Origin of the sequence: Spiractinospora alimapuensis, assembly GCF_018437505.1 — a bacterium.
Lineage (GTDB): Bacteria > Actinomycetota > Actinomycetes > Streptosporangiales > Streptosporangiaceae > Spiractinospora > Spiractinospora alimapuensis.
In genome coordinates, this window is the sequence record NZ_CP072467.1 from 652,678 (window position 1) to 678,041 (window position 25,364).

The window sequence follows — 25,364 nt, forward strand, 5'->3', positions numbered from 1 at the left end:
GGACCGAGGGAAGGGACGTTCTCTCCCCAGCGGGCCGGTAACGCGTGCCAATACTGTGCCCCCTGACAGCGGTGCCTTCCACACCTACCCGCGCAGCACAGCCCGGTCGAGACTCCCTCATTCGTACCGCCAACAACCGCGCCTCCCGCAGAGCCGGACTTCGCGCACGTCGGGGACCCGGTGCGGGCCTTGTGGGGCGTGGTGTGAGACGGTCGCTCAGGATGCGGGAGGGCGGATCGCGTCGGGAGCTGGGGGGCTTCGGCGCGGGGCGTGGGAGCGGATGAGGAGCCGGTGACATCGGAGCTGGGCCCCGGGGGGCACGAGGCGGGCGGTCGCGGATATCGCCGGGTCGTCACGGCGATGACGGCGGCGGGGATCGCGACCTTCGCGCAGTTGTACGCGGTGCAGGCGGTGCTGCCCGGGCTGGCGGAGGGGTTCGACGCTTCAGCCTCCACGGTGGCGCTGACGGTGTCCTTCGCCACCGGTGGGCTCGCGATGTTCGTGCTGGTGTGGAGCGGGGCCGCGGACCGGTTCGGTCGGGTTCCCGTGATGACGACCGCGCTCGTCGTCTCCACCGTGCTCGGCCTGGTGGCGCCGATCGCGCCGGACATCACCACGCTCATGGTGATCCGCGCGTTGCAGGGCGCGGCCCTGGGCGGAGTGCCCGCCGTCGCCATGGCCTATCTCGCCGAGGAGATCCACCCGGCCCACCTGGCACGTGTCGCCGGCCTCTACATCGCGGGCAACACGGTGGGTGGTATGAGCGGCCGGTTGGTCGCGGGAGCGGTCTCCGACGTGGGCGGATGGCGGTGGGGCATCGCGGCCGACTCCCTGCTGGCTCTGGTGGCGCTCATCGTCTATCTGGTGGCGGTTCCGCCGGCGGCGGGGTTCACCCCCCGGCAGAACCGACGCACCGACCGATCGGCGGGACGCGAGGGGCCCTCCACCCTGACCCGGTTGGTCGGCGCGTTCCGCGACCCCGGGATGATCGCGCTCTATCTGCAGGGGTTGCTCCTGATGGGCGCGTTCGTGACGATCTACAACTACCTCGGCTTCCACATGATGGCGCCGCCGTTCCTCCTCTCCCCCACCCTCGTGGCGTTCCTGTTCGTCGCCTACCTCGCGGGGACGGTGAGCTCCGCCGTGGTGGGGCGGGCGATCGAACGTCTGGGGCGCCATCGGGTGCTCGTCGGGTCGCTGGCGTTCATGCTCTGTGGGGTGCTGCTGCTCGTCATGCCCGCGTTCGCCGCGATCGCGGTGGGGCTGCTGGTGCTCACGTTCTTCTTCTTCGCCGTGCACACCACGGCCTCGGCCTGGGTGGGGCACCGGGCCGCGCCGGGGTCGCGTGCGCAGGCCGCCGGCCTGTACACCCTCGCCTACTACACCGGGTCCAGCGTCCTGGGGTGGGTCGGCGGCCTGTTCTACGAGCACAGTGGCTGGACCGCTGTGGTCGGCTACGTGGTCGCGCTGTGCGTGGGGGCAGGGGTCGCCACCGTCGCGCTGCGTCCCCGACGGGGCTGACGTCCCGGCGGGCGTCGCGGAGGGCGTCAGGGGTGGGGGCGGGTGTGCGCGTAGAGCGCGTCGCGGACGAAGACCGCCCCCTCGCGGCTGTGGTAGGTGGCCCCGAACCGTGGGTCGTCGACGTAGGTGTCGCCCAGGCCGCGCAGCATCTGTGCCCAGCGTTCGTGGTCGTCCTCGGCGGTGGGGGTTCCGGGGATGCCGCGCAGCCACTCGACGTGTCGGGCGGCCATCTCCTGGGCGTCGTCCGACGTTGGGGACACTCCCGAGCGCCACACCGTGACCCAGTCGGCGACGAGGTCGTCGCGTTCGCGTTTCCACGCGACCTGTTCCGCGAGGGTCTTGGCGTGCCACCAGTCGTTGCTCACCCGGTACACGTCCTCGCCCCACCGCGCGATGACGTCGTCCTTGTAGGGGTCGTTGAACCCTTCGAGCAGCACGTCCATCCCGGGCTCGGTTCCCGCGAGGAGACAGTCCAGAGTGTGGCGCACGGTGCGCAGTTGTTCGTTGATCCGGTCGCGTTGGGCCTCGAGCGCGGAGATGTGGGCCCGCAGGCCGTCGCGCTCATCGACCTCTTCGGCGAGCACGTCGGCGATGGTGGCCAGCGGCATCCCCATCTGGCGCATCACCAGGACGCGCTGGAGCCGCGCGACGGCGGGGGCACCGTAGAAGCGGTACCCGTTGGCGCCCACGCGCGTGGGCGCGAGCAGCCCGATCCGGTCGTAGTAGCGCAGGGTGCGGGTGGTGATCCCCGCCCGGGTCGCCAACTCCTGGATCGTCCACTCCATCGGGTGCTCCTTCCTGGTGCCCCGCCGTCAGCGCCTCACCCGGGGCCGTGGATTCATCGCAGGACCTCGAGCGCGGTGGCGATGACTGTCGCGCTGTCGGCGTGCAGGGCCTCGGCCGCAGACTGTCCGGTCTGCTTGAGGTAGGCGTCGACCAGCCGGTTGCCGACGGCGTAGCCGGCCCCGGTCGGCACTCCCACCGGGGTGACACCGAGACGTTCGGCGCTCGCGTCGCCGTGGACCCAGGCGGTGAAGTTCTCCATCCCGGTCACGCCCAGCCCCTCGATGACCCGAGCGAGGACCGCATCGTCCTCCAGGTGCGGCACCCCGATCGGGGTATAGCCCAGAGCGTCCCCGTAGAGCTGCCGGGCGAACGCGTCGGCCAACCCTTCACCCACGACCTGCTCCCCCACGGTGACCACCGACGGGTCCCACACCACGCCGCCTGGACTGTACCGGAGGTTGTGGTGGAGTTCGTGCACGGCGTTGGGTTCGATCCGGTCCAGGTTGACCTCGTGGGGCCACAGGGTGATGTAAATGTACCCCGAGATCCCGCCGAACCCGACGAGGCCGCGAACGGTGTCCATGAAGTGGGTGTTCGCGGGGTCGCCGAGCGCGAGGAGCACCGTGATGTCGGGGGCGTCGAGGGCGGGGTTGGCCTCCGACAGCACGGCCAGGGCGTGGTCCATCGCGTGTTGGGTCCGGTCCCAGGCCTTCGCCTGCGCCAACTGGTCGAGGGCCTCCAGGCAGCGGTCCTCGTCCCGGTCGATCGGGAAGCCGAAGGTCTGGTGGTGCACGGCCACGAGGTCGACGTCGCCGGGCGCGTAGCGGTACATCCCGGCGATGGGTTCGAGCATGGTGCGCAGCTCGGCCGCACGGTCGGCGGTCGGGGCGCTCAGGACGCGCGTCATCGCGGTGTGGGTGTCGAGAACGTTGATCGTCATGTCGCCACACTGTAGGGATTGACGTGGCGTCAAGGTCAAACGGTAAACCAGCGGCAACTCACCGCTGCCCGCTGGGTGCCCCCGCTTCGACCTCGGGGTCGCCTGCCGTCCGGTCGGCGGATCCCCGGTCGGCGAGGAGGCCGCGCCGGCGGACCCACATCTCGATGAGCACTGTCACCAGCGGTGGGATCGACGCCAGGAGCGCGAGGCCGGTGACGAGGAGGGGCCAGCGCAGCTTCAGGGCGGCGATGAGGGTGATCGCCACATACAGCATGAACGCGGCGCCGTGCAGCCATCCGAAGATCGTGACCCCGAGTTCGGTGGTCTCGGTGACGTTCTTGAGGAACATCCCGGCCAGGAGTCCCGCCCAGGTCGCCGCCTCCACGAAGGCGATGACGGCGAAGGCCCGTCCCACGGGGCTGAGGGGCTGCGACTGCGGAGTGGACATGTGGTGCGGAATCCTTCGAGTGGTGGTGGGAGAGGGCGGTGCGCGCCGTGTCCGGTCGGTGGACACGGGTTCACCACGACCAGGGTATTCACCGATTTCCCACCCCTCCGTCCGCCCCGCCAAAGCGGGAGTGCCGGGGGCGACGTTGGCTCGTCGCCCCCGGTCGTCCCTCAGCCATACCGGTCTGTCACGTCTGTCAGATCGGTGTGGTCTCGGCGAGTCCTCGGGGGTGTCGGGGCCCGGCGGCGGCCGTGATCTCGGCGAACCGGCGCGGGGGCTCCTGGTCGTCGTCGACGGTGGTGTTGTCCGCGAAGGTGACCCCCTCGGGGACCGCGTCGCTGCCCACGGGGTCGGCGTCCCAGAGGTTTCCTCGGTAGCTGACGTGGTCCAGGGGCGGGCTGACGTGGAGGACGGCGGTGTTGTCGGCGCGCAGGACGACGTTGTCCCGGAGGGTCACCCAGGCGGCGCCGTAGTCGGTGTAGAGCCCGAAGTTGTAGGGGGTGCGGGTGTCGGTGATGACGTTGCCCTCGATCACGGCGCCGGTGTCCCAGGAGTCTCCCTGTGGGCCGGAGAGGTAGACCCCGCCGCCGTCGGCGAGCACCCCCATGGAGCGGGTGACGTGGTTGTGGGTGATGCGGGTGCCGCGGGCCGGTCCGGCGACGATGCCGCAGTGGGGGACGTCGTCGACGTCGTTGTGGGCGATGACGGCGTCGGTGGTGCCGGTGACGCCCAGCGCGGGCGATCCCGGGTAGTCGCGCCCGATCCGGGTGACGCGGTTGTCCTCGACCACTGGGGCGCGCCCGCCCGTGATCCTGATGGCGGAGGCGGAGAGGGTGTCGAAGTCACAGCCACGGACGAGGAGTCCGGCGCCCCCGGTGACGCCCAGGGCGGTGGCGCCGATGCGGGTGAAGTGGCAGTCCTCGAACCGGACGTCTTCGCTGTCGTCCACGGTGACGCACGCGGGGACGTCGCGGGCCCGGGAGGGGTAGGTCACCCAGGCCACGTCCTCCTCGATCACCGCGGTCTCGATGTCTCCCTCGCCGTCGTAGTAGCCGGTGCCGTGGTAGTGCAGGAACGACCTCTGGCGTGGCCAGGTGGCCTCGGCGAGCACGAGGCCAGTGAGGGTGATGGCGCTCGCGCCGGAGATTCGCACCAGCGTGTCCAGGGACGGCGCCACGACGCGGGTGCGTCGGGGGTCCTCTCCCGGGTGGGGGCGGTAGTGCAGGAGGTGCTGGCCGGAGTGGGAACGGTCCAGAGCGAAGGTGCCGGGTTCGGTGAGGAAGGCGGGGTCGTTCTCGATCCGGGTCGGCAGGTCGAGTCCAGAGCCCTGGTATCCGTCCCAGGCGAAGTTGTAGAGCTCCTTCGCCCGGTCGAACTCCGGTTGCTCCATGGTGATGGTGGTGGTGTCGCCCTCCCGCGTGACGGAGGCGACCCGGGACCGCGCCTCGGTCCACGGGTAGACGCCACGGTGGACGAACTCCACCGAGCTCGGATCGTGCCACGACAGCGGGGCCGCGCTGTCGGTGACATAGCCCCGCTCCGTGCGGCGCGCGTCGCCGGGGAGGGCGTCGATCGTGGCGCGTTCGGCCCGGCGGCCGTCGACGTAGAGCTCGCGACAGTCCAGGTCACCGACCTCCGCCTCCCAGACCCCGTCGAGCTCCCGCCACCCGGTGACCTCCCGGCCCCCGCTGAGCACCGCCGGCCCGTCCTCCGCGCGGAAGGAGAGGCCAGAGTCGGCCTCCGTGACGACGAGGGGTTCGGTGAGCGGGTAGGTTCCGGGCGCCAGCGTGACGACGGCGGGTCGGGTCGGGTCCCGCGCCGCGCGTTGGGCGCGCTCCGGGGTGGCGAACGGCTGGTCATGACTTCCCGGCCCGGTGTCGTCCCCGCCCGGCGCGACATGGAATTCGTTCGGCATACTTGTCCCCTGCTTCTCATCAACGATTCGAAACTGGTATACATCATAAACATGAAAGACGAGCGCCACGATCCGGATCTCGACGTCGAGCTGCTGTGGCGGCCCCGCCGGGGACTGGACCTGGAACGAATCGTCCACGCTGCGGTCGAGGTGGCCGACGAGGACGGCCTCGAGGGCATGTCGATGCGGAAGGTGGCCGAGCGTCTGGGGTTCACCCCCATGTCGCTCTACCGCCACGTCCCAGGGCGTGACCAGCTCATCGACCTGATGCTGGACGGGGCGATGGCGCGCCTGCCCGACCCCCCGACCGAGGGTGACTGGCGTTCCCGGCTCGAGACGTGCCTCACCCAGGGCTGGGAGCTCACCCGCCGTCATCCCTGGCTGGCCGAGGCGCGCGGCACGCGCCGCCTGCCGGGACCCAACACCGTCGCGCGCTACGAGCGCATGCTGGCCATCCTGGCCGACACCAGCCTTCCCCCCGCCGAGGTCATCGCGGCGCTCAACGTGGTGAGCCGCTTCGTGGACGCCGAGGCCACGGCGCTGCTGGAAGCGGCGCGGGCCGAGCGGGACGGCGGGGGCACCGACGAGGAATGGTGGGACGCGCGCCGCTCACTGTTCGACCAGCTCGACGCCCACCCCACCATCACCGCCCTGTGGGAGGCCGGCGGCTGGGACGATCCGGTGGACACCTTCACCTTCGGCCTCGCCCGACTCCTCGACGGCCTCGAGGCCCGCATCAAGACCCACGAACAACTCCGTGACGAAATGCGTGATGAAAACTGTCGGGTGTGTGGCACACCCATCGACCAACCGGACTCCGGACGCCGTCGCCGCTACTGCTCCCGCGCGTGCCAACAGCGGGCCTACCGCCAGGGGCGTTCCGATCGGGAGCAGTGAGGACGGGCGGGGCCGCGCCGAGAACACGGCTCGTGCGCGGCCCGCCGCTCACTCGGCGGTGGTGGAGGCCAGGGCGGAGGTCCAGAGCTCGGCGTAGCGACCGTCGCGGGACAGGAGTTCGTCGTGCGAGCCGACCTCGGCGACCCGGCCGCCGTCCAGGAACAGGATCTGGTCGGCCGACCGGACGGTGCGCAGCCGGTGGGCCACCACGACCACGGTGCGGCCGGCGCTCAACCGCTCGATCCCCGCGTGCACCGCCGCCTCGTTCACGGGATCCAGCGCCGAGGTCACCTCGTCCAGCAGCACGATCGGCGCGTCCTTCACCATCGCTCGCGCGATCGACACGCGTTGGCGCTCCCCTCCCGACAGCTTCGCGCCGCCCTCGCCGACGTTCGTGTCCCACCCCTCGGGCAGACGCTCGACCACTTCGTCGAGCCGTGCCGCCGCGGCGGCGGCGCGCACCTCGGCGTCACTCGCGTCCGGTCGGCCCAGGCGCACGTTCTCCTCGATCGTGCCGTCGAACAAGTAGACGTCCTGGAACACGATGGCGATCCGACCCACCAAGTCCTCGGTGGCGAGGGAGCGAACGTCAACGCCGCCCACCCGCACCGCGCCCGCGTCCACGTCGTGGAACCGCGCGAGCACCTGCAGCAGGGTGCTCTTCCCCGACCCGGACGGCCCGACCACCGCGAGGCGGTGCCCCTGGGGAACCGTCAGCGACACCGAGTCGAGCACGGTTCGGCCCCCGTGGGCGAAGGTGACGCCGTCGAACTCCACGTCGTGGCCGTCCGGGCGCGCCGGGTCGAGGGGTTCGGGCAGTGGGGGCACGGCCAACAGCGCGTCTAGGCGGACGAGTTCCGCCCGTGCCGCGCGCGTCTGCGCGCCGATGTCGGTGAGCGAGAGCAGGGGGTCGGCGCAGCGCGCCGCCAGGACCAGGATCGTCAGGAGTTCCGCCGCGCCGATGTTCCCGCCGAGCGCGAGGGACGCGCCGAGGACCAGCAGCGCGGTGAACACCGCCTGCACGGTGAGCGTGAGCCCCACCGCGCCGCGCACCGTACCCAGAACCTGGCGGCGGGAGGCGTGTTCGGCGTCGCGGAGCGCGTCGTCGAGCAGGCGGAACCGTTCGGTGGTGCGGCCGCCGGCCCGCAGCGCCGCCTGGGCACGCAGGAACTCCACGACACGATCGGTGGTCTCCTTGTCCCGTGCGTGGCGTTCGGCGTCGGCGGCGGCCGTGGTTCGCCCCGTCCACACCTGGATCGCCACGACGACGGGCGACGCGACCAGCGCCGCCACACCGAGCCGCCAGTCGTAGGCCAGCATCACCACGACGATCGTCAACGGTGTCACCCAGGCGGTGATGGCAGGGACGAGGAGGTGAGCGATCACGCTCATCGCTTGCAGGACGCCCTGGCTGGCCATGGTCGACACCTCGCCGACTCGGCCGGCGCCGTACCAGCCGATCGGAAGCCGGGCCAGATGGTCCCCGAGCCGGTGGTACACGCCGCGCAGCAGCGTGGTTCCGACGCGGAATCCGGAGAAGTCGCTGAGGTAGCGCAGGGCTGCGTACAGCGTGACCATGACGGCGAACGCGGCCAGCCAGGGTCCGGCGTCGCTGGGGGTGTCGCCCAACAGCGCGCGCAGCACGGGAACCAGCAGCGCGTAGGACGCGCCTTCGACGACCGCGGTGAGGGTCATCAGGGCGACGGTTCGGCGCACCGGCCGGGCGTAGTCCCGCCCCAGGACGCGCAACAGCAGGGGGATCATGGGGACTCGTCTCCTCGTGGTGTGTCGACGACGTCGGGCGCGGCGGCGAGCGCGGACTCCTGGGTGCGCCAGAACGCGGCGAAGGTCCCGTCGCGGCGACGCAGGTCGGTGGGTGAGCCGCGTTCCACGATGGCTCCCTCCTCCAGCACGACGACGGTGTCGGCGTCAGCGATGGTGTCCAGGCGGTGCGCGATGACGAGCATCGTGCGGTGGCCGCGCAGTGACGCGAAGGTGTGGCGGACGGCCTGTTCGGTGTGGGGATCGGCGAAGGCGGTGGCCTCGTCCAGCACGAGGATCGGTGTGTCGGCCAGCAGGGCGCGGGCGATCGCGACGCGCTGTGTCTCACCGCCGGACAGCGTCGCGTCGTCGGGCAGGACCGTGTCGTAGCCGTGGGGCAGGGCGAGGATCCGGTCGTGGATGTTGGCGAGCCGCGCCGCACGCTCCACCGCGTCCCGGTCGGCGTGGGGGACGGCCAGGGCGATGTTGTCGGCGACCGACGCGCGCACCAACACGGTGTCCTGGAAGACGAAGGAGACGCGGCGGTGGAGGTCCGGGCTGGCGATCTCGCGCAGGTCGACACCACCCAGGGTGACCGACCCGTGGTCGGGGTCGAAGAAGCGGGGCAGGAGCTGGGCCAGCGTCGACTTCCCGCTCCCCGAGGGGCCGACGAGCGCGGTCATCGTCCCGGGCTCCAGCGTCAGGTCCACGCCGCGCAGGACCGGGTGCTCGGGGTCGTAGCCGAAGCGGACGTCGCGCACCTCCACGCGGTGGTCCCGTGGCGTCGTGGGGTGTGCTGCTTCGGGCAGCGGCGGGGTGGCGAGCACCTCGCGGATGCGGCCGACGGCGCGCCCAGCGGCCTGGGTCTCGTCGAGGCCGTGGCTGAGCGCCGCGACGGGAGCGGTGAGACCCAACCCCAGGAGCAGGAAGGGCAGGAGGTCGACCGGGGCGAGTCCGCCGTGGCTGATGAGCACGGTGCCGCCGGCGAGGATGACCAGGAGCACGAAGGGTGGCGACAGAGCGGTCTGCATGCCCGCGCCGATCCACGACAGGCCGCGCACCATCGAGGAGAACACGTCGGCGAAGTCGTCGGTCGCCGCGCGGAACCGGTGGTGGGAGCGTTCCCCACCCCCGAACGCCTTCACCACGGCGATGCCCTGGACGAACTCCACGGACTCGTTGGAGATCCGCGCCATGGCCTCGTCGAACGCCGCCTGCTCGCGCTGGCGGGCGGGGGTCGCCATCAGCGGGACCAGGGCCACGGCGAGCACCACCGGGATCATGGTGATCAGGGTGAGGCGCCAGTCGACGGTGAACAGGTAGATCAGCGACACCAGCGGCACCACGAACGCCGAGACGAGTTCGCCGGGTGAGTGGGCGACGAACGGGTGCAGGGCCTGGACGTCGTCGCCCACCACCTTCGCCAGTTCACCGGTTCGGCGGCGCGAGAGCCAGCCGATCGGCACCCGGCCCAGGCGGGCCGCCAGCGCGCGGCGGAACGACAGTTGCACCCGGCCGTCGATGAGGTGTCCCAGCCCCGACGCGGCGGCGGTGAACACCAGGCGCACGAGGAGACCGCCCGCCCCGACGGCCACGACGAGCCAGACACGGTCGGCGTCGACCGACCCGGGCGCCAGGAGGGTGCGCCCCAGTTCCACCACCGCCAACAGTGGCGCCAGCCCGGCGACCGCGCCGATGACCTGGAGGGTCACCACGGTGGCGAAGCCGGTGAGGTGGGGCCGCAGGAGCCCCACTGCCCCAGGAGCCTCCTCCTGGGGCGGGGGTGCTGGCCGGGCGTCCGGCATGGGGGTTTCGCGGGTCGTCATCGTGTTCCCGTCCGGGGTGGCCACCGCCGGGTCGGGGGCGTCAGTCGGCGAGGGCACGGCGCAACGCTCCGGCGAGTTCGGCGATCTGACGCTGGGACACGTCGGCGGAAAGGATGGCCTGTGACCCATGGAAGGTGCCCGGCCACTGGTGCAGCTCGACGGAGACACCCGCCTGCAACAGGCGCAGCGCGTAGGTGATGTTCTCATCGCGGTTGGGACAGAGTTCGGCGCTGGCGATGTGGGCCGGTGGTAGGCCGGACAGGTCGGTCGCCCGCGCGGGCGCCGCGTAGGGCGTCGCGGGCGCGCCACCGAGGTAGTGCCGCCACGCGGCGGTGCACTTGTCGCGGGTCATCCATGGCGTGTCGGTGAAGTTCCGCGCGGACCAGGTGTCCTGCCGGTCGTCGAGGCCCGGCTGGTTCAACAGTTGGAAGCGGATCCGCGGCCCGCGCTCGTCCCGAGCGCGCAGCGCCAGACCCGCGGCGATTCCCCCTCCCGCGCTGTGCCCGCCGACGGCGATCCGGTCGGGATCGACGCCGAGCTCCTCGGCGTGGTCGGCCACCCACTGAAGTGCGGCGTAGGCGTCGTCCAGCGCCGCCGGGAACGGGTTCTCGGGGGCGAGTCGGTAGCCCACGGAGACCACGACGACTCCGGCGTGCCGGGCGATGGCGGCGGCCCAGGGGTGTTCGGTGTCGACGTCGCCCATGACCCAGCCACCACCGTGCAGCCAGATGACGGCGCCGCGTGACTTGTGCGGGTCGTAGACGCGGATGGGCACGTCGGGGTCGGCGGGCACCGTGCGGTCCTCGACGAGGATGCCGGAGGTGTCGGGCTCACCGACCGAGGAGGACAGGGCGGCGAGGTCCTTGCGCGCCGACACCGGGTCGCTGAGGTCGGCCGCGGGGAACAACGGGATGAACGCTTCGAGTTCGGGATCCATGGGAGTCATCATCCCGACCGACGTGGTCGCCGGTCATCCGCCACGTGGCGCGCGTTCGGGCCGGTTCACGCACCGATCGTCGCCTATCCTCCACCTATGGAGGTTCTGGCTGAACGCCTGTCGCACCTGGACCCGGAAGCGGGCGGCGCGGTCCGTGTCGTGATGTTCTTCGACACGTTGATGCGTCGACGCGTGGACCTCGCGGCGCTCACCCGGGCGTCGGCGACGCTCGCCGAGTGCGTGACGGGGGTACGGCTACACGGCACCGGCCACGTGATCCGCGCCGCGCCCAACGGCCTCGACGCCCCGGAAACGGAGGGGGCGGCGTCCACCACCCTGCCGATCGTCCTGGACGACGAGCCGATCGGTGCCGTGTGGCTGGAACGCTCCGGCCCGCCCCTTTCCCTGGACGACCTGGTGCTCGACCGGCTCGCCCTCGCCGCCGCCGGCGTCGTGGAACGGTACGGTCCCGCGCGCACCACGATGGCCGACCCGGCCCTGGTCGAGCTCGTGATCAGCGCTGACACCGACGAGGCGGCGCGGGCGCGGGCGCTGCGCCTCCTGGGGTTCGGCCTCGACGCCCCGATCCGGGTCGCCGCCGTGCGTTCCCGGCGACCGCTCGACCAGGTCGGCGGCTTCCTCTCCCCCAACCGCTTGGTGAAGGCGGCGCCCCTGACCGACGTGGGCGTCGTCCTGGCCACCACCCTGGACGTGACCCGCCTTCCCCCGGACGTCCGCGCGGGTGTCGGCTCCGCCGCGAACCCGGACGAGTCCTGGCGGGAAGCCCGCACGGCCCTGCGATTCACCACCGCCCGCGAGCCGGTCCTGCGCCACGACGACCTCGGGGCGCTGGCGCTGCTCGCCCAGGTCCCGCCGGACGTCGCCCGCGCCAACGTCGACGTCGCCGCGATCGCCGCGCTGACCGACAACGCCGAGGATCTGGACACCCTGGACGCCTACTGCGCCACCGGTTCCCAACGCCGCGCCGCCGAGCTCCTCCACCTGCACCACAGCAGCATCGCCCGCCGTCTGGACCAGATCGGCGCGTCGCTCGGCATCGATCTCAGCCACCCCACTGGCCTCACCCGGGCCCGCCTCGCCCTCACCACCTGGCGCCTCCTGGAGGACTGACCCACATCCGCCGTCAGCCCCGCACAGCGGTCGGCGCGTCGGAAAATCGCGTTGCCGCCGGGCGGAGAGCCGACGAGAATCCCCGGATGGACGACGCCCCTTCCCCCTCTGCCTTCCGGCCCTATCCCAAGGTCGCGAATCGCGCCGAAGGACACGCCCGTGACACGCGTGCGTGGGTCGCGACCGAGAAGGTCCACGGCGCACACTTCGCGGTGGTGTGCGACCACGTGGGCGCCCGGCCAGCGAAGCGGCGGGCACTGTTGGACGACGACGCGCTGGACGGATTCTTCGGCGTCAGTGCGGTGTGGCCCGTGCTGTCGGTGGCCGCGTCACGGTTCGCGGCGGAACTGCGCCGGGTGTGGGACGAGGCGGTCGAGGTCACCATCTACGGCGAGCTGACCGGAGGCGCCTACCCACACCCCGACGTGCCCAATGCGAGCGGGCAGCAGCCGGTGCAGACCGGCGTCTTCTACTCCCCGGACCTGCGGTGGGTTCTCTTCGACGCCGCCGTCCGGACTTCCACGGAGTGGTGGTGGATCGGCGATCGGTCGTTGCGCGAGGCCGCGACGTCGGCCGGACTGGACTGCGTTCCAGAGCTCGCCCGTGGCCCTCTGGGGCGGCTGCTCGACCTTCCCCCAGTGTTCCCGAGCGAGGTCCCCGCTCTCCTCGGGCTCCCGGCCCTCTCCGACAACCTCGCCGAGGGCTACGTGGTCAAACCCGCCGGCGCGTGGCCGGAGAGCGATCCCGCGTTCGGGCCTCGCCCACTCGCGAAGGTGAAACAGCCGTCCTTCAGCGAGGATGCCCGTTTCGACGGGGCACGCCCCCACCTGCCGCCGCCGGAGGGAACGACCGGAGTCCCGGCGTGGCTACTCGCCCACGCCTCGACACTCCTCGTCCCGGCCCGCGCGGCAGCCGCCGTAAGCAAGTTGGGCCCACGCACACCGGTGGAGGACGTGGCCGAGGAGATCGCCCGTGACGCCGTGGACGAGCTCTGCGCGGACATCGGCGGACTGGACGACGCGCAGACGTGTGGCCTGGAGCGGGCGCTGCGTCCGGGGGCGTTGGCGCTCGCGCGGTTCGACGCCGCCGACCGGCGGGACTCCGTCAGTACCTGACCAGCGGGCTCGTGTCCCCTCAGGGGTCACGGGAGGCTCGGCCGTCTCGGCAGGCGGTTCCCGCCTCCCGGTCGTGCGCGTGTAATCGATGTGACGGCCGATGGGGAGAGCGAGCCGGGTGGCGGCCGAACCGAAATGGCGGATCACCGAACCAGCCCCGAGGCCTTGGAAGTCGTGGTGTCCGCCGCCGCTGTCGCCTCGCGGGGATCCTGCGAGCGAGACTGCCTTTCAACGTGGCTGTATTGCCCGCGCGGGTGAGCACTGGGGGGAAGGTCAGCGGTTGGGGCTGGTGATGGGCTGGTCCGCGATCACCGAACCGGAGCGCCACAACCCCATGGCCGCGAGGGAACAGATGCCGGTGAGCAGTGCGCTCCCGCCCAACAGCAGGATCGGGGACAGGGTGCCGGCCCACCCGGCAAGCGGGTAGGTGATCAGGAAACAGGCGTGGGAGAGCGAGAACTGGGCCGCGAACACCCCTGCCAGACCTCCCTGGGGCGCTGCCTCGCGTAGCAGTCTCCCGGTGGGTGTGGATATCAGCGCGCATCCGACGCCCAGTACTGCCCATCCCGCGCCGAGCACTACCGGGCCAGGAGCCAGACTCCAGCCGAGCGCGAAGGCCGCCGCCCCTGCCGTGAGTACACCGGGGCCGGTGAGCATCAGTCGGCGAGTGCCGAATCGTTCCACCAGGGGTCCCAGAGCCAGCGCCACCGCCGTGGAACCCGACCCGAAACATCCCAGCGCCAGTGCCACACCGGTATCGCCCCCGCCCAGGTGAGAGCGCACGAGGACGACGGTGTCCACCAGAACCAGCGCGGTGAGCACGGCCACGGCCATATTCAACGCCATCAGCGCGAGGAGTCGGCGATCGGTGGCGAAGACCCGCCAGCTCGCTGCGACCCGGCGCGGATCACGCGAGGCGGAGGGAGAGGTGGGCAGGGTGGTGGTGGCCACCAACAGAGCGGAGGCGACGAAACCGAGAGCGGTCAGCGCGAACAGTCCGCCGAAGGGCATCACCAGCAGCAGGAGCGCGGCCAGCAACGGCGAGGCCATCGCTTCGAGATCATAGGCCAGGCGCGACAGGGCCAGCGCCGAAGTATAGCCACGATCATCGACCAGTTCGGGGATGATCGCCTGGAAGGTGGGGGTGAAGGCCGCGGAGGCGCACTGGAGTACCGCGATGAGGACGTACACCTGCCAGATCTGGTCGACGAAGGGTAGACAGGCCACCGCCAGGGCGCGCACCCCGTTAGCGCTGACCAGTACCGCTCTGCGAGGGGTGCGTGCCAGGACCGCGGTCAGCAACGGTCCTGCGCCCACATAGGCGAGCATCTTGATCGTCAGCGCGGTGGCCACCACCTGCCCTGCCTCCTGCGGGGCAAGGTCGTAGGCCAGCAGCGCCAGGGCGACCGTGGCCAGTCCCGCGCCCGCCAACGCCACGACTTGGGCGTAGAACAACCTGCGGTAAGAGGCGAACTCCACCAGCAGCCGCCACACCATGATCACCACCGTGAAGAGAGGGACACCAACAGGCACATCGTCATGTGCGCATATACGCACATTATGACATGAACAGTGCTGCCGCTCCCCGGGCCTCCTCGCCATAGACTGCGCACATGCGCACCAGCGACGAACAGGCCAACCCCAGCCTCGTGCACTCGGTTCCACCTGAAACCGAGCAGCTCACTGTGGCCGCCGGCGTGTTCGCGCTGTTGTCCGATCCCACCCGACTGCACCTGCTGTGGACGCTGGCCGGGGGCGAGGCGGACGTGGGGCAACTGACCGACGCGTGCGGGGCTTCGCGCACCGCGGTGTCTCAGCACCTGGCCAAGCTGCGCCTGGCTGGGTTGGTCGAGGCACGCAAGGAGTCGCGACACTCCATCTACCGGCTCAGCGACGGCCACTTGCGCCGGCTGGTGGTGGAGGCGCTGAACCACGCCGACCACGTGGTGACCGGCGAGCCCTTCCACGACTGACCAATCCGGTGTTCGTAGGACGTCCCGCGCCACACAACCCCGCTCCAGCGGCACGGACCGGCGTTGTTCTCGGGGTCACACCAGGACCATCCCCCATAGCGGCGTGGGCGCGCCGAAGATGCCCATCCCTTCGGAGAGGGAGACAGCCAACGCACGAAAACGGCGCGGCTCAGCTGCCGGGGCGGATCCGTGACTGGGTGGCGGCGTAGCCAAGCTTGGCCTCGTTGGTCAGCATGCGCACAGTGTCGATCCGGTCCCCGGTGACCTCGACGGCGACGACGGCGGTGAGAGTCCCGCCGTCCCACACCAGCAGGGCTGGCTCGCCGTTGACGTGGGCGATCTCGTTGGAGGTCCTCCGTACCTCGGGGCGTCCGCCGATGCCCAGGACGTAGCGCAGTACCCGGTCCCGACCGCGGATCGGCCGCCGGGCCGCTGTGCGTCCGCCACCGTCGGTCCAGACCACGACGTCGTCGCTCAGCAGTTCCCGCAGTCGCTCCATGTCACCGGATCGCGCCGCGGCGATGAAGGCCTCGACGATGCGTCGGTGCGTGGCCTCGTCGGTGGGGAAGCGCCCCCTCTTCGCGTCGACGTGCTGGCGCGCCCGCCGCAGGAGCTGCCGTGAGTGGGCCTCCTCGACGTGGAGGATTTCGGCGATCTCGCGGTGGGGGTAGCCGAACGCCTCACAGAGCACGAAGACGGCCCGCTCGGCTGGGCTGAGCCGTTCCAGCAGGATGAGCACGCCCAGCGCGACCGACTCCCGCTGTTCGACGGCGTCGAGCGGTCCGAGTGCTCCGTCATCGGTCAGGACCGGTTCGGGGAGCCACGGTCCGGGGTAGCTCTCGCGTTGGGCCCGCGCCGAGGTGAGCCGGTTCAGGCACAGGTTGGTGACCACTGTGGTGAGCCAGGCAAGTGGAACCTCGATCGCGTGTGCCTGGGTCCACCTCAGGTACGCGTCCTGCACGACGTCCTCGGCGTCGGCGGCCGAGGACAGCATGCGGTAGGCGAGCCCGAACAGCCGCCGCCGATGCCGTTCGAACTCCTCGTCCGACGGTCGGGCATCGGGTGGGTTCACAGCGCGACGCTAACACGCGCCGCGCGGCGGGGCCGGGGCGCGACCGCACCCAGGACCAGCCCCGTGTGTCGTGGGCCACGCTTCCTCCGGAGTGTCACGTCCGGGAGCCCTGGCCGGTCTTCCAGGATGTACGCGACGGACGACGGCCGCTCGACCGGGTGGTCGCACATGAACGGATGAGACATGGAGTCAGTCCTGGTGACCGGTGGAACCGGAACGCTCGGCAGAGAGGTGGTGCGGCGACTCGCCGAGGGGCCGCACGAGGTCCGGGTGCTCACCCGGCGGGCCGAACCAGGCGGACGCGAGCCGTTCCGCCGAATGGTGGGTGACCTGTCGAGCGGCACCGGTCTCACGGCCGCGGTCGACGGCGCGCACACGATCGTGCACTGCGCCACCACGAACGGTCGTGGCGACGTCGCGGCGACCCGACGGCTCGTCGACGAGGCCGGACGCGACGGTGCGCGCCCGCACGTGGTCTATGTTTCGATCGTCGGCGTCGACCGCATCCGACTCCCCTACTACCAGGCCAAGCTCGCGGCCGAACGTGTCATCGTCGAATCCGGGGTTCCGTGGACGATCCTGCGAGCCACCCAGTTCCACGACCTGCTGGCCTCCATCTTCGCCTGGCAACGCCTTTCGCCCGTCACCGTGAGCGTACGGAACTTCCGGTTCCAGCCGATCGACAACCGAGACGTCGCGGCCCGCCTGGCGGAGCTGGTCGCGGCGGGACCGGCGGGCCGCGCCCCCGACATCGGCGGACCCAAGGTCGTCGGCATGGACGAACTGGCGCGGACGTACAACGCGGCTCGGGGTCGGCGTCGGCCCGTGGTTCCGCTGCCGTTGTTCGGCACGGTCGCAGCGCAGTTCGCGGCCGGCCACAACCTCGCTCCGGGGAACGCGTTCGGCACGGTCACCTTCCAACGTTTCCTCGCCGAAGGCGGTGCCCGATGAACGGAACCAGGGCGATAGTCGTGCGGGGCGGTCTGGTGTTCCTCACCGCGATCTCGGCCCTCCTGGGCGTCGTCATCTTCGTGTGGCCCGCCGAGTTCTTCGGCCTGAGCTGGGTGAACATGGGCATGGCCTACAACCCGCATCTGTTGCTGGACTACGGTGCCAAGAACCTCGCGGTGGCGGTGTTCCTCGGCGGCGCGGCGGTGTCGATGCACCGTGTCCTCGTCCGCACCGCGCTGGCCGGGTACGCGGTGTGGGCGGTGGCGCACTTCCTGATCCACCTGCGCTACCGGGCGCACTTCGCGGCACACGCTTCGGCGGCCGAGGCCAACCTGCTGGTGGCGATCCTGGGCGTCGGCGCGTTGATCCCTCTGGTGCTCCTCGTCCTCACCTACGGGCGACGGGAAGCACGCAAACAGAACGCGGTGGCCGACCCGCCGACCTGAGCCGGACGAATCCCCCACCCGGCCACGACGACCGGGTGGGAACGAGTGATCCGCGGTTACCGGTGGTCGGCCCCCTCCACCGGCGGCTTCGTCGTCGCCTCCGGCGGCGTGGCCGGAACACGGCCTCTCCGGTAGGCGGCGACCAGACTCCCGGTGAGCAACACCAGGATCATGAGCGCCATGACGCCCCCCATGGTGGCGTAGGCGCCGGGAATACCCATCCCGGCGGCGATGAAGCCGATCACGACCGCGCCCAGACCGGTCCCGGAGTCGAACCCGACGTTCCACACCGTGCTGGCCGACCCGTTGCCGCGCGGGCCGGCGCGGCGCAGCATGGTCATGATGGTGTCGTTCTGCACCGCGCCGAAGCCGAGGCCGTAGAGGACACCGGCCGTGATCGCGGTGGCGGCGGCTCCGGCGTCCCAGACCGCGGCGAGGGCGAACCCACCCATGCCCAGGGCGCTGATCGTGAGCGCGGGCAGCGCGAGCTGTGTGCCGCTGCCACGGTCGGCCCAGACTCCGTGCCCCCACCGCCCCACGATGACGCCGGCCGCCACGGCGAACAGCGCGATCGGGGCGACGTTGCCCTCCCCCAGGGCCAGCGCCAGGAACGCGGTGATCCCGCCCATCGCACAGGCGGTGACGAGCAGAACCAGGGTCGGGGTCACGTACTGGCGCAGCGGCCACGGGTCGGTTGAGGGTTCGTCGTCGCTGGGCGTGGGCGTGGCGGGGCCCGAGACGGCGGCCATCACGGGGGCGGCCAGCAGCGCCACGACGGCGGAGGTGATGAACACCGCGGCGTATCCAAAGGTCTGGGCGTACCAGACCCCGAGCGGAAGCAGCAGGAGGTGGGGAATCCCGACGGCGCTGCCGTACAGCCCCAGGGCGCGTCCGCGTTGGTCGTTGGGGACGAGTTGTGAGGCGAGCGCGGTCCCGGCCACCACGAACAGGCCGAATCCGATGCCCCGCACGGCGGAGATGCTCAGCACCCACGACAGGTCGGTGGTGACCGGATACAGGAACGTGGGCAGGCCCATGAACACGGCGCCGACGGCGAAGAGGATCCGCAGTCCGACGCGGCGCAGCAGCCAGGGGATCGCCAGTTGACCGGCGACGGTGGCCGCCATCATCACGCCGGTGACGGAGCCCACGCCTCCGTGCCCGGTCCCGCCGCTCGCGGCCCACAGGGGCAGCACGCTGAGCAGGGGCCAGAAGTTGGAGGCGGTCAACATGGTGGCGATGAGAAGCAGGCGGAAGTCGCGGCCACGAAGCCCGGAGGGGGTGGAGGACACAGGCAGGCTCCTGAACACATGGATTCATCGGATGGTCGGGTCCATTTGAGCAAAACATCCCGGATCGCCGCCGGATTCCCCGCCCCCGCCGTCACACTGGGGAACATGGACATTCCCACGGCCCAGGCCTTCCTCAACGACCACTCCCACGCGGTGCTGGGGACCTACCGATCCGACGGCCGGATCCAGATGTCACCCGTGCTGGTGGGGGTCGACGCCGAGGGGCGGGCGATCGTCAGCACGCGACACACCGCGATGAAGACCCACAACCTGCGTCGGGATCCGCGCGCCGTGCTGTGCGTCCTGAGTGACGGGTTCTTCGGCGACTGGGTCCAGGTGGAGGGCGAGGCGGAGGTGGTGGACCTGCCGGAGGCGCTGCCCCTCCTGGTCGACTATTACCGGCGGGTCTCCGGCGAACACGACGACTGGGCGGAGTACGAGGAGTCGATGCGGCGGGAGCGGCGGGTGCTCGTCCGCGTCACTATCACCGCGGCGGGTCCCTCCGTCAGCGGCTGAGACCCGCCAGGAACTCCGTCACGGTCGCGGCGAAGGCGTCCGGCGCGTCGTCGTGGATCCAGTGGCCGGCGTCAGGGAAGTCGACGAGCTTCGTGTTGGGCCGCCGGCGCACCATGTCCGCCGCCATGTCCGCGCTCAGTAGCGTGCTGTGGCCGCCCCGCATCAGCAGCGCCGGGCAGGTGGAGGCCAGCCAGTCGTCCCAGTGGTCGCCCATCGCCTGCTTCTGGGAGCGCATCATGTCCGCGGGGTCGAACAACAGCCGCCAGGTCGCGCTGTCGGGGTCGTGCTCGACGCTGTGCAGGAAGTAGGTGGCGTCGGGGATGCCGCGCTCCTCGATGGCGGCCCGCATGGCGTCGGGGCTCGGGGCGGTGGTGGGCCAGTCGGTGACGTCGAGGACGGGGTGGGCGACGGCGGTGTCGTCGGTGACCGCGCCGATGTCCTCGACGATCAGCCCGCGCACCAGATCCGGTCGTCGGGCCGCGAGCCGGTAGGCGACGACGCCGCCCATCGAGTGCCCGAGCAGCACCACGGGCCCGAGGGCCAGGGCGGTGAGGAGCGCCTCTAGGTCGGCCACATAGGCGTCGGGGTGGAAGTCGCCCCCGTTGTCACTGCGTCCGTGTCCCCGCTGGTCCGGGGCGACGATCCGGTAGCTGGTACTGACGTGCTCGGCGAGCGGCGCGAAGATCCGCCCCCGCCCGAAGTGTCCGTGCAGCGCCACCACCACGGGCGCCGTCGGTGGGCCGTAGTCCTCGTAGGCGAGGCGTCGGTCGTTGAGGGTGAGGAGGGTGGTGGAGGGCATGGCGGCAGTCTAGGTGGGTGGTCACGCCGCACCGGGTGCGTGGCCCTTGAGGGTGTGGAAGCCGGGGGTGGCGGCGACGAGGAGGGTGGCGTCCCAGAGTCGGCCGGCGGCCTCTCCTCGGGGGACCTGGGAGATGACGGGCCCGAAGAACGCGACCTGGGTGTCGGGGGTGGTGGGGTGGGGTGTGGCGATGATCGGGGTGCCCACGTGCGGGCCGAGGAGGGTGACGCCCTCGGTGTGGGAGCGGCGTAGCTCGTCGTCGTAGTCGGTGCCCAGGCCGACCTCGGCGAGGTCGGTGGGAAGCCCGGCGACGCGTAGGGCGTCACGGAGTCCTGCCAGCCAGTCGACGTCGCCGGTGTCGGTATCGACCATCGTGGTGGCGGCGTCGTTGTGGGGCCACAACGCGGCGTAGAAGCGTCCCAAGGCGTCGTGCCCGTGGTGGCATTGCACCGCGGCGCAGATCCGGGCCGCGATCCACAGATAGCCGTCCGGGTCCCCCTCCGGATCGTCGTCCCGGTGCTCGTTGAGGACGGACAGGCTCATCGCCCGCCAACGCACCCGGACGGGCCGAACCGCCTCGACCTCCGTCATCCACTGGGCGGTGAGTTGGGTGTAGGGGCAGGAGGGGTCGAACCAGAAGTCGGCGATGGCCATGGCCTCAGCCTATTCGGCGTCCGGAGGCTCGTAGGGGTGGCCGAGGGTGGCGCAGAGGTCGTGGAGCGTCTGTTCGAAGACGGGTGTCATGTTCCAGTAGGCGAAGTCCAACTGGTGCAACATCTCCATGCACAGCGTGCCGTAGATCCGCGTCCAACAGGTGAGGAACACATGGACGGCCGCCGGTGGGAGGCGGTCTCCGTGACGCGCCGCGTAGGCGACGTGCTGGGCGTGCAGGGCCGGATCCACACAGTCGGGACTGGGGGCGGGGAAGGGACGCGCACGCCACAGTTCGACGAATTGGTCGAGGAAGATCCGTTCGAATCGGTTCCCGGCCTGGGAGCGTTCGCTGTCATGGCCGTGGTTGGCGGCCCCGAAGGGGCTCGCGAAGATCCATCCGAACTCCGCGGTGTGGGTTGTGGCCCATCCCCGCAAGGCCCGACAGGTGGCCAGGAGTCGGCGCATGGGTTCCTCGGCGGGCACCGCGTCGCGCGCGCCCTCCAGAGTCTCGGCGAGTTCGCGATAGAAATCCGTGGTCACAGCGCTGATCAGTGCGTCGTGATTCGCGAAGTAGTGATAGAGCGCCGGGCCGCTCATACCGACTTCCCGGGCGACGGCGTTGATCGTCACCGCGGCCGACCCCTTGGTGACGAGGAGGTCGCGTGCCGCCGCACGGATCTCCTCCACGGTTGCCGCTCGTAGCCGCTGCCGCCTGCTCGTCTGTGCTGCCATGCCCGTCCGTTCTGGTGGTTGCCTGGATTGACACTCTAGACCATCTATGTTTACTTAATGGCTCTAAATAAATCTTCGGTGCCTAAGGACCGTGATGGACAACAACCCCCGGGACGGTCGGCCGTCCTCCACCGTCAGCCCCCGACGTCGCAATCCCCTCTCCCGGTCATTAGAGAAGTACGTGGTGACGGGCTCGGTGACACAGGTCCGCGCCGTCACGGCCTCGATGCTCGCCATTCGGATGGTCGCCGACGAGCCGATCACGTTCCCGTACCAACCCGGCCAGCACATCCGTGTCCAGATCAACGATCCGCTGTCGCTGTACGGAATCGTGCGTCCGTCCCAGACCCTGCGTACCTACACGATCGTGAATTTCTCCCGCCCCGATCGCGAGGTGGAGATCTGGGCGCATCTGCATGAGAACGACGGGATCGGCGCGACCTGGGCGCGCACCGTGCAGCGCGGCGACCTCGTCACCTACTGGTGGCCCCAATGCGAGTTCCACCCCGTCCAGGGTGAACACCACCTGTTCGTGGGTGAAGAGAGCGCCGCCGCGGCTTTCGTATCGATGGTGGCCGCCATCGAACCCGACCAGCCGGTGAGGGCCGTTCTCGAAAGCGCGGGGCCCGACCACGACGTACCTCTGGCGGAGGGAGCCGATGTCCGGCGCGTGCATCGCGGTTCGGCGTCCGCGGCGTCGTCCCTAGCGCTCCAGACCGCTGTGGCCGAACTGGCGCTACCCGAGAGCCCCGGGGTCGCCTACGTCGCCGGTGAGGCCCGCACCTGCCAGGCGGTGCGTAATCACCTCGTCCAAGAACGTGGTTGGCCCCGCAAATCCATCAAGGTCAAGCCGTTCTGGACTCCGGGGAAGTACGGACTGCACTGAACCTGACAACCGGGTCAGATTCGGTAGGCGTCTCTGCGGTGTTTGATCGTCTGAATCGTGGCTCTCCGGCGAGCTTCGCCGATCCGGTCAATGACCCGACAGGTTCCACGTCGGGCAACATGTGATCCCTGATCGAGCTCCTGCGAAGGCGCGCCCAGGCTTGATCACTCGCCTTCCTGTCGATCTCTCGCGGTGCGAGACTGGCCGGATGTCGCGGGGACTGGGGTCTCGGTTCTGGTGGTTGTGGTGTGGTTCGACGTTGGCGAACCTCGCTGATGGGGTGTACAAGGTCGCGCTGCCGTTGCTGGCGGTGCAGTACACCCGGTCCCCGTTGTTGATCGCGCTGGTGAGCGCGGTCGCGTTCCTGCCGTGGCTGTTGCTGGCGCTGCACGTGGGGGCGTTGCTGGACCGGTGGGACCGGCGTCGGATCATGGTGAACGCCAACGTGGTGCGGTTCCTCGCCACGCTGGCGTTCGTGGTCCTGGTGGTGACCGGGCGCGACAGTCTCCTCGCGTTGCTGATCGTCGTCGCGGTCGTCGGTGTCGCGGAGGTGTTCTTCGACAGCGGCGCGCAGTCGACGCTTCCGGACCTGGTGGACCGCGACGACCTGGGGCGCGCGAACGGGCGGTTGTTCGGGGCGCGTGAGGTCGCGGAGAGCTTCGCGGGGCGGGCCGTGGGTGGGGTGCTCGTCGCGGTGTCGGTCGCGCTCGCGTTCGCGACCCCGGCGGTGCTCTACGCGGGCGCCGCCGGAGTCCTGCTGGCGCTGCGTGGGAGGTTCCGGGCGGAGCGCCCGTCGAACGGTTCGATGACGAGGGACATCGCCGACGGTGTGCGCTACCTGTGGCGCCATCGGCTATTGCGGACGCTGGCTCTCGCCACGGGCGTGATGAACCTGTCGCAGTCCGCGGTGATGTCGGTGTTCGTACTGTTCGCGGTGGGGCCGGACTCGGCGATGGGGTTGCCCGAGTACGCCTACGGGTGGTTGCTCACCGCGACGGCGGCGGGCAGTGCCCTGGCCTCGCTGCTGGTCGATCCGTTGCAGCGGTTGGTGGGGCGGGTGCGGCTCCTCGTGGTGACCGTCGCGCTCTCGGGGGGCTTTGGCTGGGTGCTGGTGGCCACGGCCAGCGTGTGGATCGTCGCCCCGGCGTTCGTCCTGCTGGGGATCGGGATCATGCTGTGGAACGTCGTGGTGGTGACGCTGCGGCAACGCGTCATCCCCGACCATCTGTTGGGCCGCGTCAACTCCTGCTACCGGATGCTCGCCTGGGGGCTGATGCCGGTCGGGGCCCTGTTGGGGGGTGTGGTCGCCGAGGTGGCGGGCCTGCGCGGGCTGTTCGCGTTGTGTGGGGCGCTCTCGCTGTCGCTGCTGATGTGTTTCCGCGTGGTCACCGAGCGGGAGATCGCCCGGGCGGAGGATGTGGGGCCCGCCAGTCCCTGACGAGGCCCGGGACCAGGGCGGCGACGAGGTACACCCCGCCGAACAGGAGCAGGGTTCCCGACAGGCCCATGGCGGCGATCGCCCCACCGGCGGCCAGCCCGCCGAAGGGCATACCCGCCCACGCCACGGCGGTGAGCACTCCCCGGATGCGGCCCAGCATTCCCTGGGGTGAGCGTTCGAACACGACGGCTCCGGCGACGGGGTTCACGAACCCCGATCCGAACCCGACCACGGCGTGGACGGCGAGGACGACCCAAAGCGGCGCGCCGACCGCGAGCACGAGGAAACGGGGAACACCGCCCACGACCATGCCGATCACGTAGGCGGCGCGGCGCGGAATCCGGTGTCCGGCTCCCGCGGCGACGAGGCTGGCCCCGATCGACGTCGCCGACATGACGGCCATCACGAGCCCGTAGACCGACGCGTCGTGTCCGTGGGTGTGAACCCACACCGGCAGCAGCACGGAGGCGATCGCGATGTCGAGCAGGTTGGTCACGGTGATGGTCAGGGTGAGCGTGCGCAGGAGCCGGTCGCGGAACAGTCCGTGGACGCCGGCCCGGAGCTGTCCGACGTAGGTGTCCGTGCTCCGCTCAGGTACGTGGGTGGGGCGGAACACGGCGATGATCACGGCACCGAGCGAGAAGAACGCCGCCGTGATGGCCAGGGCGTAGATACCGCCGACGGCGGCCACGGTGACCCCCGCGAGGGCGGGGCCGACAGTGGAGGCCGTTCGCTCCAGCGCGCTGGACAGTCCGGTCCCCCGCTCGAGGGGGACGTTGGCCACCCGGGTGGCGGCGGGGATGAACACGGTCTTGGCGATGTTGGCTGGCCCGTCGGCGGCGCCGACCACCGCGACCAGCGCCATCAGCCCCCACAGCGGGAGCGCGTCCGCCACGTACAGCACCGGGATCGTGATCATCGCGGCGGTGGCGACGAGGTCGCCGAGGATGGAGACGGGTCGGGCTCCGAGCCGGTCGATGAGTGGGCTGGTGAGGACCTGGGCGACGACGTGCGGCGCCATCTGGGCGAACACCACGGCGCCGGTCTGGGTCGCGCTTCCGGTGGTGGTGACGACGAACCAGGGCAACGCGATCGCGGAGAGGCGCGTTCCGCTCCAGGCGACGGCCTGTGCCGCGAGCACGGCGGACAGGGGACGCAACGTTCGCGGCGGTGCGTCGTCCTGGGGGTGGGGGGAGGTGTCCAAGGCGGCGTCCGTGGGTTGGGGTCCGGGCCAAGGGTCGCAGCGCGGTCCGCGAATGGGAAGGGAATTTCCCACGGGGACTACGTGGTGGGTGGAGTGGGCCCTGGACATCGTCCGGTGGAGGTTC

The 25,364-nt window shown here is 70.8% G+C and carries 24 protein-coding genes; 10 read left to right on the plus strand and 14 right to left on the minus strand.

The features are described from left to right. Positions 1-291: 291 nt before the first annotated feature. Positions 292-1,521: an MFS transporter gene (locus J4H86_RS03030; protein WP_236541837.1), complete on the plus strand. Its 1,230-nt coding sequence runs from the start codon at positions 292-294 to the stop codon at positions 1,519-1,521. 26 nt (positions 1,522-1,547) lie between these two features. Here J4H86_RS03030 and J4H86_RS03035 read toward each other — a convergent pair whose 3' ends face one another. The 4 genes from J4H86_RS03035 to J4H86_RS03050 form a co-directional block, all read right to left on the minus strand. After that, positions 1,548-2,306, minus strand: a complete 759-nt coding sequence (locus J4H86_RS03035; protein WP_236541839.1) for a MerR family transcriptional regulator — start codon at positions 2,304-2,306, stop codon at positions 1,548-1,550. A 53-nt stretch (positions 2,307-2,359) separates the two neighbouring features. Next, complete coding sequence (locus J4H86_RS03040; RefSeq protein WP_236541841.1) at positions 2,360-3,247, minus strand: DUF2268 domain-containing protein; 888 nt, start codon at positions 3,245-3,247, stop codon at positions 2,360-2,362. Between the two features lie 58 nt (positions 3,248-3,305). Then, entirely contained in the window at positions 3,306-3,695 is a 390-nt protein-coding gene (locus J4H86_RS03045) for a DUF3817 domain-containing protein (RefSeq protein ID WP_236541843.1), read from the minus strand. Between the two features lie 196 nt (positions 3,696-3,891). Further along, positions 3,892-5,610: a right-handed parallel beta-helix repeat-containing protein gene (locus J4H86_RS03050; RefSeq protein ID WP_236541845.1), complete on the minus strand. Its 1,719-nt coding sequence runs from the start codon at positions 5,608-5,610 to the stop codon at positions 3,892-3,894. Between the two features lie 51 nt (positions 5,611-5,661). On the opposite strand from J4H86_RS03050, the gene J4H86_RS03055 reads away from it, so the two are divergent. Beyond that, a complete protein-coding gene (locus J4H86_RS03055) occupies positions 5,662-6,507 on the plus strand; it encodes a TetR/AcrR family transcriptional regulator (protein ID WP_236541847.1) in 846 nt (281 codons plus the stop codon). 48 nt (positions 6,508-6,555) lie between these two features. On the opposite strand, the gene J4H86_RS03060 is transcribed toward J4H86_RS03055, so the two are convergent. Genes J4H86_RS03060 through J4H86_RS03070 form a run of 3 tightly spaced genes read right to left on the minus strand, consistent with a single transcriptional unit; the run spans position 6,556 to position 11,031 of the window. Next, positions 6,556-8,271 (minus strand): ABC transporter ATP-binding protein, encoded by a 1,716-nt coding sequence (locus tag J4H86_RS03060; RefSeq protein ID WP_236541849.1) that lies wholly within the window; start codon positions 8,269-8,271, stop codon positions 6,556-6,558. Next, complete coding sequence (locus J4H86_RS03065) at positions 8,268-10,151, minus strand: ABC transporter ATP-binding protein (protein WP_236541851.1); 1,884 nt, start codon at positions 10,149-10,151, stop codon at positions 8,268-8,270. The genes J4H86_RS03060 and J4H86_RS03065 overlap by 4 nt, the downstream gene beginning before the upstream one ends. Continuing rightward, the gene (locus J4H86_RS03070) at positions 10,135-11,031 is read right to left on the minus strand and encodes an alpha/beta hydrolase (protein WP_236541852.1); all 897 of its coding nucleotides are present in this window, start codon (positions 11,029-11,031) and stop codon (positions 10,135-10,137) included. The genes J4H86_RS03065 and J4H86_RS03070 overlap by 17 nt, the downstream gene beginning before the upstream one ends. Positions 11,032-11,127: 96 nt before the next feature. Here J4H86_RS03070 and J4H86_RS03075 point away from each other — a divergent pair, with 96 nt between their 5' ends. Then, complete coding sequence (locus J4H86_RS03075; RefSeq protein ID WP_236541854.1) at positions 11,128-12,162, plus strand: PucR family transcriptional regulator; 1,035 nt, start codon at positions 11,128-11,130, stop codon at positions 12,160-12,162. An 86-nt stretch (positions 12,163-12,248) separates the two neighbouring features. Next, complete coding sequence (locus J4H86_RS03080; RefSeq protein ID WP_236541855.1) at positions 12,249-13,277, plus strand: RNA ligase family protein; 1,029 nt, start codon at positions 12,249-12,251, stop codon at positions 13,275-13,277. Positions 13,278-13,550: 273 nt separating this feature from the next. Here J4H86_RS03080 and J4H86_RS03085 read toward each other — a convergent pair whose 3' ends face one another. Then, positions 13,551-14,810, minus strand: coding sequence for an MFS transporter (locus tag J4H86_RS03085; protein WP_236541857.1), 1,260 nt, complete (start codon positions 14,808-14,810; stop codon positions 13,551-13,553). A gap of 80 nt (positions 14,811-14,890) precedes the next feature. Here J4H86_RS03085 and J4H86_RS03090 point away from each other — a divergent pair, with 80 nt between their 5' ends. Continuing rightward, positions 14,891-15,250, plus strand: coding sequence for an ArsR/SmtB family transcription factor (locus J4H86_RS03090; protein WP_236541859.1), 360 nt, complete (start codon positions 14,891-14,893; stop codon positions 15,248-15,250). 169 nt (positions 15,251-15,419) lie between these two features. On the opposite strand, the gene sigJ is transcribed toward J4H86_RS03090, so the two are convergent. Next, entirely contained in the window at positions 15,420-16,322 is a 903-nt protein-coding gene (gene sigJ / locus J4H86_RS03095; RefSeq protein WP_236541861.1) for an RNA polymerase sigma factor SigJ, read from the minus strand. Between the two features lie 183 nt (positions 16,323-16,505). On the opposite strand from sigJ, the gene J4H86_RS03100 reads away from it, so the two are divergent. Beyond that, positions 16,506-17,273 (plus strand): SDR family oxidoreductase, encoded by a 768-nt coding sequence (locus J4H86_RS03100; protein WP_236541862.1) that lies wholly within the window; start codon positions 16,506-16,508, stop codon positions 17,271-17,273. Beyond that, complete coding sequence (locus J4H86_RS03105; RefSeq protein WP_236541864.1) at positions 17,270-17,719, plus strand: hypothetical protein; 450 nt, start codon at positions 17,270-17,272, stop codon at positions 17,717-17,719. The genes J4H86_RS03100 and J4H86_RS03105 overlap by 4 nt, the downstream gene beginning before the upstream one ends. Before the next feature lie 56 nt (positions 17,720-17,775). Here J4H86_RS03105 and J4H86_RS03110 read toward each other — a convergent pair whose 3' ends face one another. Beyond that, complete coding sequence (locus tag J4H86_RS03110; protein ID WP_236541866.1) at positions 17,776-19,011, minus strand: MFS transporter; 1,236 nt, start codon at positions 19,009-19,011, stop codon at positions 17,776-17,778. A 45-nt stretch (positions 19,012-19,056) separates the two neighbouring features. Here J4H86_RS03110 and J4H86_RS03115 point away from each other — a divergent pair, with 45 nt between their 5' ends. After that, entirely contained in the window at positions 19,057-19,527 is a 471-nt protein-coding gene (locus J4H86_RS03115; RefSeq protein ID WP_236541867.1) for a TIGR03618 family F420-dependent PPOX class oxidoreductase, read from the plus strand. On the opposite strand, the gene J4H86_RS03120 is transcribed toward J4H86_RS03115, so the two are convergent. From J4H86_RS03120 to J4H86_RS03130, 3 genes are read right to left on the minus strand one after another with little or no spacing between them, the layout of a single operon-like run. Continuing rightward, complete coding sequence (locus J4H86_RS03120; RefSeq protein WP_236541869.1) at positions 19,517-20,326, minus strand: alpha/beta fold hydrolase; 810 nt, start codon at positions 20,324-20,326, stop codon at positions 19,517-19,519. The two genes, J4H86_RS03115 and J4H86_RS03120, sit on opposite strands and share 11 nt — an antisense overlap. A gap of 21 nt (positions 20,327-20,347) precedes the next feature. Next, the gene (locus J4H86_RS03125; protein WP_236541871.1) at positions 20,348-20,980 is read right to left on the minus strand and encodes a mycothiol-dependent nitroreductase Rv2466c family protein; all 633 of its coding nucleotides are present in this window, start codon (positions 20,978-20,980) and stop codon (positions 20,348-20,350) included. A 9-nt stretch (positions 20,981-20,989) separates the two neighbouring features. Beyond that, positions 20,990-21,712, minus strand: coding sequence for a TetR/AcrR family transcriptional regulator (locus J4H86_RS03130; protein ID WP_236541873.1), 723 nt, complete (start codon positions 21,710-21,712; stop codon positions 20,990-20,992). A gap of 94 nt (positions 21,713-21,806) precedes the next feature. Between J4H86_RS03130 and J4H86_RS03135 the strand changes: the two genes are divergently transcribed. Both J4H86_RS03135 and J4H86_RS03140 read left to right on the plus strand, forming a co-directional pair. Further along, positions 21,807-22,598 (plus strand): siderophore-interacting protein, encoded by a 792-nt coding sequence (locus J4H86_RS03135; protein WP_236541874.1) that lies wholly within the window; start codon positions 21,807-21,809, stop codon positions 22,596-22,598. A 208-nt stretch (positions 22,599-22,806) separates the two neighbouring features. Continuing rightward, positions 22,807-24,036 (plus strand): MFS transporter, encoded by a 1,230-nt coding sequence (locus tag J4H86_RS03140; RefSeq protein ID WP_236541876.1) that lies wholly within the window; start codon positions 22,807-22,809, stop codon positions 24,034-24,036. Here J4H86_RS03140 and J4H86_RS03145 read toward each other — a convergent pair. Further along, positions 23,984-25,240, minus strand: a complete 1,257-nt coding sequence (locus tag J4H86_RS03145; protein WP_236541878.1) for an MFS transporter — start codon at positions 25,238-25,240, stop codon at positions 23,984-23,986. The two genes, J4H86_RS03140 and J4H86_RS03145, sit on opposite strands and share 53 nt — an antisense overlap. Between the last annotated feature and the right edge of the window lie 124 nt (positions 25,241-25,364).

Bases quoted from the DNA above. Each gene is read 5' to 3' on its own strand.
- J4H86_RS03035 (WP_236541839.1), bottom strand. From the start codon at position 2,306: ATGGAGTGGACGATCCAGGAGTTGGCGACCCGGGCGGGGATCACCACC.
- J4H86_RS03040 (WP_236541841.1), bottom strand. From the start codon at position 3,247: ATGACGATCAACGTTCTCGACACCCACACCGCGATGACGCGCGTCCTG.
- J4H86_RS03045 (WP_236541843.1), bottom strand. From the start codon at position 3,695: ATGTCCACTCCGCAGTCGCAGCCCCTCAGCCCCGTGGGACGGGCCTTC.
- J4H86_RS03050 (WP_236541845.1), bottom strand. From the start codon at position 5,610: ATGCCGAACGAATTCCATGTCGCGCCGGGCGGGGACGACACCGGGCCG.
- J4H86_RS03055 (WP_236541847.1), top strand. From the start codon at position 5,662: ATGAAAGACGAGCGCCACGATCCGGATCTCGACGTCGAGCTGCTGTGG.
- J4H86_RS03060 (WP_236541849.1), bottom strand. From the start codon at position 8,271: ATGATCCCCCTGCTGTTGCGCGTCCTGGGGCGGGACTACGCCCGGCCG.
- J4H86_RS03070 (WP_236541852.1), bottom strand. From the start codon at position 11,031: ATGGATCCCGAACTCGAAGCGTTCATCCCGTTGTTCCCCGCGGCCGAC.
- J4H86_RS03075 (WP_236541854.1), top strand. From the start codon at position 11,128: ATGGAGGTTCTGGCTGAACGCCTGTCGCACCTGGACCCGGAAGCGGGC.
- J4H86_RS03080 (WP_236541855.1), top strand. From the start codon at position 12,249: ATGGACGACGCCCCTTCCCCCTCTGCCTTCCGGCCCTATCCCAAGGTC.
- J4H86_RS03090 (WP_236541859.1), top strand. From the start codon at position 14,891: ATGCGCACCAGCGACGAACAGGCCAACCCCAGCCTCGTGCACTCGGTT.
- J4H86_RS03100 (WP_236541862.1), top strand. From the start codon at position 16,506: ATGGAGTCAGTCCTGGTGACCGGTGGAACCGGAACGCTCGGCAGAGAG.
- J4H86_RS03105 (WP_236541864.1), top strand. From the start codon at position 17,270: ATGAACGGAACCAGGGCGATAGTCGTGCGGGGCGGTCTGGTGTTCCTC.
- J4H86_RS03120 (WP_236541869.1), bottom strand. From the start codon at position 20,326: ATGCCCTCCACCACCCTCCTCACCCTCAACGACCGACGCCTCGCCTAC.
- J4H86_RS03125 (WP_236541871.1), bottom strand. From the start codon at position 20,980: ATGGCCATCGCCGACTTCTGGTTCGACCCCTCCTGCCCCTACACCCAA.
- J4H86_RS03130 (WP_236541873.1), bottom strand. From the start codon at position 21,712: ATGGCAGCACAGACGAGCAGGCGGCAGCGGCTACGAGCGGCAACCGTG.
- J4H86_RS03135 (WP_236541874.1), top strand. From the start codon at position 21,807: ATGGACAACAACCCCCGGGACGGTCGGCCGTCCTCCACCGTCAGCCCC.
- J4H86_RS03140 (WP_236541876.1), top strand. From the start codon at position 22,807: ATGTCGCGGGGACTGGGGTCTCGGTTCTGGTGGTTGTGGTGTGGTTCG.